4 protein-coding genes are annotated in these 5,697 nt (G+C 38.5%); 1 reads left to right on the forward strand and 3 read right to left on the reverse strand.

Features of this window, described 5'->3' with window-relative positions; genetic code table 11:
• From K1X82_14540 to K1X82_14550, 3 genes are all read right to left on the reverse strand, one after another.
• The coding region (locus K1X82_14540; protein MBX7183327.1) for a SprB repeat-containing protein at window positions 1–2,635 on the reverse strand (2,635 nt) is incomplete at its 3' end.
• A 1-nt stretch (window position 2,636) separates the two neighbouring features.
• The gene (locus tag K1X82_14545; GenBank protein MBX7183328.1) at window positions 2,637–3,023 is read right to left on the reverse strand and encodes a hypothetical protein; all 387 of its coding nucleotides are present in this window, start codon (window positions 3,021–3,023) and stop codon (window positions 2,637–2,639) included.
• Between the two features lie 3 nt (window positions 3,024–3,026).
• On the reverse strand, window positions 3,027–5,234 hold the full coding sequence (locus tag K1X82_14550; GenBank protein ID MBX7183329.1) for a gliding motility-associated C-terminal domain-containing protein: 2,208 nt from the start codon (window positions 5,232–5,234) through the stop codon (window positions 3,027–3,029).
• 190 nt (window positions 5,235–5,424) lie between these two features.
• On the opposite strand from K1X82_14550, the gene K1X82_14555 reads away from it, so the two are divergent.
• The coding region (locus K1X82_14555; protein ID MBX7183330.1) for a Rieske (2Fe-2S) protein at window positions 5,425–5,697 on the forward strand (273 nt) is incomplete at its 3' end.

Raw genomic sequence — 5,697 nt, forward strand, 5'->3', positions numbered from 1 at the left:
AAACCACAACAGGTGTAGGTTCAAATACATCAAATAGTGTTGTAAAGGTGCAAACTCCCGTTCCATCCGTTACTGTCACAAAATAGGTTCCGGCACATAAATTGGTTGGATCCTCATTGCTTCCAACGCCATTAGACCAGTTGTAGGTATAAGTACCTGAGCCACCGGATGCAGTAATATCAATAGACCCATCGCATACTGCATTGCAAGTGGTTCCTGTTGCTGTACCGGTTACACTAACACCTTGAGCAGGTTGAGAAACAACTATTGGTAAGGTAAAAGGACAACCATTGGCATCAGTTACAATAACCCCATAATTCCCGGCACAAACATTGCTTTGATCCTCTGTAGTGGAATTACTTGGAACCCATAAGTATGAATAAGGACCTGTTCCTCCACTTGCAGTAACATCCATAGAACCATCACAATATCCAAAACAAGTGGCATCTATATGTGTCTCAGAAACAGCCAATGCAGTTAAAGGTTGAGTTATGATAACTTGAATGGATGATTGACAGCCTAAACCATCAGTTATTGTACAAGAATAGGTATTGGCCGGAAGTCCGGTCAAATCTTCTGTAGTTGCTCCATTTGACCAATTAAAAGTAAAAGGGGCTGTTCCTCCAACAATTGTAATATCAATGCTTCCCGTAGATTGACCAAAACAGTTAACATCTTGATGAGTTTCAGTAATTGTTACACTAGGAGGTTCTGTTAAGGTAACCGGAAAATTTAAAGTACAATTGTGGTTATCAGTTATTGTAACTACGTGAGGACCAGCAGATAAACCAGATACATCTTCAGTAGTTGCCCCGCTTGGAAGCCAGGAAAAACTATAAGGTATATCACCTCCGGAGGCGGTCAAATCTATGCTTCCATCGTTTCCTCCAAAACATGAAATATTCGTATGGGTTTCTGTTGCAGATAATGGAGCTAATTGTCCGGTAATAGTAACCAACAATGTATTTTGACAACCATTACCATCAGTCACATCAATTTGATATGGACCTGGACTAAGGTTTGAGATATCTTCAGTAGTTTCACCATTGGGCATCCAAGAATAAGTTGTTGGAGCAGCAGGGTTGGCAATACTTATATCTATCGAACCATCTGAAACACCAAAACAAGACTCATCGACATGAGTTTCTGAAAGTTGTGGAAGGTCATTCACTACAATGGTGGTGGTAGTTGGACTGCCACATGGTGGTGGGGTCGTATAAGTTATAATAAAGCTTCCAGGACCGGAAACGGTAGGATCAAAAACTCCATTGGTAGCATCTGTAATTCCGGTTCCAGACCAGGTACCGCCGGGTTGATCAGCAGTAAGTGTTACTGGAATATGATCAACACAATAAGGACCAGCCGGAGTAATTACCGGAATTGCAGGAACTTGGTAGTCAAAAAAGGCTGAATCAGTATGTGAGCAACCAACCGAATTGGTAACATGCAAATAGTACCAGGTATCGGTAGTAGGTACAGGTGAAACGCCTGTATTTAAGGTAGAATTGTTAGTTATGTTTGGTCCGGACCAGGAGAAAGAAGAAGTAGCAGTAAAAATTCTACTTTGTGCAACCGGATTTGGCACCTGATAAATAGAGGCGCTAGATGGAGTGCAAGAACCATCATTAATTACTGAATTAATGTTTCCTGAATCATAGGTTATAGAAGTATTTCCACAGGATGAAGTTCCGGAAAAGGTCAACGTGGCATGAGTTAAGGCTCCAACATCAGCACCAATACAATCGAAAATTTGAATACTCCAACCACCTGAAGTAGCATCACAACCATAAAGAGATGACCAGTTGTTTTGATTATTAAAATTGTTCTGTGTACCTGGACCATAAATTCCATAAGTTCCACTCAAAGGTGTTCCGGCTCCACAAACACTTAACATATTACTTGCAGAGGTGGTAAAACATAAGTTAGAAACATTATTACCACTATTACAACAACATCCATTACCCGAATTAATCAATTCAGGATGAGGGGAAAGAGGAAGCAATGGATTGCCACAAGAAGCAGGACCAATTAAATAGAAGCCTAAATCAGAAACATAAGTATGTGTTGCACTAACACAAACCGTAATTGTTGTTGTCGGTGAAATTAAAAATGGGTCAGGTGGAGGATTGTAGTAGGTATAAGTTTCAGATGAGTTATAACTTCCTGTTAGCGAAAAATCGGTACATCCCGGAGCAATGGCAGCAACATCAACGGTAGTGTTTTTAATCCAAACCCAAGCACGATAGCAGCCTAAAACGTTTCCCCCTCCATCAACGATAGTAACTCTGTAACCACCATTGGTTAAATTATTAATAGTGCTAGGTCCTGCAACCCCATTTTGAGTATTATAAATTTGCCATGAGTTTGTACCTGAGCTATATTGATACCAAATGTAATTGTATGGACCTACTCCACCCGCCGGAGTTGCTACTAGGCTTCCGGACGTTACCGGATTACCTTGTGCATCTGGTGAGCAAAACACAAAAATAGGATCATTTGAAGCGCCATTAGAATAGGAGGTAATAGCCTGCCCGGTTGCGCTTGGAGCCGTTATTTGAGCTTGTAATAGATTGTTTAAAAACAAACTCAAAAAGACAAACCAAAATATAATATGTTGATTTTTGACTGGTTTCATTTTACAACTGAATAGTATCGGGTTGATTAAAATGCCTATCATTTAGGTTTAGATCCGCGAGTCCAATATTGGAATACAAATTTTTAATTAAGGTCAAAAATTCATTTTCACTTTCCACATTAGCCTCTATTATCAGCACTGCAATTGGTCTAGTATCATCTATTATGACCTGACAGCCATTAATTTTAGAGTCGGCCTTTACCCTGCTTGTAAAATCAATGGCTATCAATTCATCCCTAGAATCGGCAGTAACAATAAATGATAAATTAAAAGCAGTTTCTCCATAGCCATACTTACCTGGATTAGTTTTAATCGTGGCTTTTAAGTTTTGAGCATTAGCTAAAATGGCTCCACATCCGAAAACGAAAATCAACAGCAGTTTCTTCATGGTCTATTTGGCAATAGTTATGTTTCCGGCAAATTTTCTGGTATATCCGGTCCATTCTCCAATAACAATACTGTAAGCATATACGCCAGGTCCCAACACATTACCTGATCGATCCTTACCATCCCAAGGATTTTTGAAGTCCTTTGACTTAAAAATTTCTTGCCCCCAGCGGTTGTATATAGTCATAATATAACTAGCAGGTTCAAAATCAAGACCTTTCGGAGTAAAAGTGTCATTTAAACCATCATTATTGGGAGTAAACGCATTTGGAATATACATGGTAAACATCTGAGGAAAACTGATGAAATGCGATATTGTATCTGAACAATTATAATCGTTGTATGCTATTAATGAAACATAAAAACTATCTGCTCCCGGGAAAAGATGAACTGGATGTAGCTCATTTGAACTTGAACTGCCATCTCCAAAATTCCATTGGTAGGAACTTGAATTTTCACTTAAATTTCCAAATACGACTTCAGGATATAAGATTCCATTTTCATCCGGCGTAAATTCAAATTCTGCAATCGGACTTACAATATTCTGCACCATCGCTTCCGCAGTATCGGTGCAATTGTTTGCATCTGTTACAATTACATAATGTAATCCGGCAAAAATATTAGGGGCAATGGATTGGTCTATACTATCGGTTAACCAGAAATAACTATAGAAGGGAGTCCCCCCTTGTACATTCACCCTGGCAATTCCTAATCCTTTTTCACAGGTATCCGTAACCGTTGAAGTAGTCAATACCATTAGTGGCGGTTGTCCAATAGTTATCCAAGCAGTATCCAAACAATTGTGATAGTCTCTTACCGTTAATTTATATGCACCGGCGTACAAGGAGTCGGCAATTGGAGTAGTTTGATTTAAAAAGTCATCCCATAAATAGGTGTAAGGAAAAGTACCACCGGTTACAGTGGCTGTTGCTTTTCCGGTATTATTTCCGAAACACAAATTATCGGTAGGAACCACATTTATTTGAATTGGATTAGGCTCCAGAACTTCTACAGTGTCCACCAAAGCACAACCTGAGATGTCCACCATTGAAACAATATAATTTCCGGCACTCAAATTCTCAAGGCTATCAGCCCCTGCAATATTGAATATTTGCCTTTGAGGAACGCCTGCCAGGTTTGTCCAGTAATAATCATATGGTCCAAAATTACCAAAAGGAATTGCAGCAATAATACCATTGTTTCCGCCATGGCAATTAACCGAATCCATGGTTGTTTGAAGTTGAGTATTGGTAACAGTTACAGTAACAGTATCGGCATAGGTAACATTGGAAAACGGATCAAAAACAGAAGCAATATAGGTAGAGGTTACAGGTGGACTTACAATAAGGGTATCACCAATTCCTACTTGAGTCCCGTTTAAAGTCCAAATTACCTCTCCTCCTCCACTGGTAATTGGAATAGGGTTAAATGGTATTGGCGCAATGGTATAGTTAGTTGGTCCAGCTGGAGTAAATCGATAACCTTCATTGTTGGCAGTCCATTGATTACCTGCATTTCTGCCTGGTACAACATGCGCGATGGTACCGTTGGCATTGTGCAATCCATGTATTGCTTGACCATTGTTCCATGTAGAACATATTGGTTTATTGGTTATGTGGGTTTCAATTACGTTACTTGTTTCAAATATTTGAATTTGACTGGTAAAATTCAACGTGGTACAACTAAACATGGAAACAGAATTATAATCCAACACAAACACCCTATTGGGCGCCAAACCAACAATGGCATATTTTATAATTCCACCGGAAGTTGGCAAAATATCTTGCCATGGCCCTAAAATTGAATTCAAGATATTTGTTTGTGCTGCATCCGGTATTGTGCCTGAAATACTCCAAGGAGAATATCCTCCGGCAGTATTATTATTCAAATCAAAAGAAAGATAGTTATTTGTTGAAATTAAAACTTGATTGTAGGTGTTACCATAAAAAGTAAAAGGAAAACCAATATTAACAACTTGTCCATAAAACTGATCATCGGTTAAAACATTATTAGGATCTGCTGCATTGGAAATAACCGTACCCCAGGCAATTTGAAATCCGGTAGCTTCAGCATGCAAAATGGCAGGATTTCCTCCGCAAATTACAGTATCGCTGTATGCCACAACAGATGGATTAACTTGGGATTTTAAATCCTTGGAAATCAATATCAGAAATATAGCAACCGAAAAATTAAGTAAAACTTTTATTTTCATCGGGAAAATTTATAAAACTGACAAAGATAATTTAACTTTGTTAAGAATAAAAATTTTATTGGCCTTATCCAATTAGTTTTCCAACATACCCAAGGATAAAAAAACCTTTCGATAAACCTAACAAATCCTTCGACTAATCAAAGTTCATGGAATTTAAACTTAAAGTACTTTTACCTATTGATTTAATACCTTGAAGCCTTTATTAACAAGCGACAACCATACAAATGATTTCAACCGGTGGTTTTATGTGCCTTTAACTGAAAATCTTCAAAGAACCAAGCTTACAGGATTTAAGCTTTTTGATCATACTTACCTCGTCTACCAAACCTCATCCAATTGTGTAGTTGTATCTGACTCGATTTGCCCCCATCGGCAAGCCCCATTAAATTTGGTTGGAAAACTGGAAGGGGAATTGTTACATTGCCCTGAACATGACTACTATTTTGACACTAATGGAAAAGGG

It is taken from the genome of Bacteroidia bacterium, assembly GCA_019695265.1.
Classification (GTDB): Bacteria; Bacteroidota; Bacteroidia; order JAIBAJ01; family JAIBAJ01; genus JAIBAJ01.

What these genes read in the sequence shown, in the direction of transcription:
- K1X82_14550 (MBX7183329.1), bottom strand. Translation starts at nt 5,234, where the DNA reads ATGAAAATAAAAGTTTTACTTAATTTTTCGGTTGCTATATTTCTGATA.
- K1X82_14545 (MBX7183328.1), bottom strand. Translation starts at nt 3,023, where the DNA reads ATGAAGAAACTGCTGTTGATTTTCGTTTTCGGATGTGGAGCCATTTTA.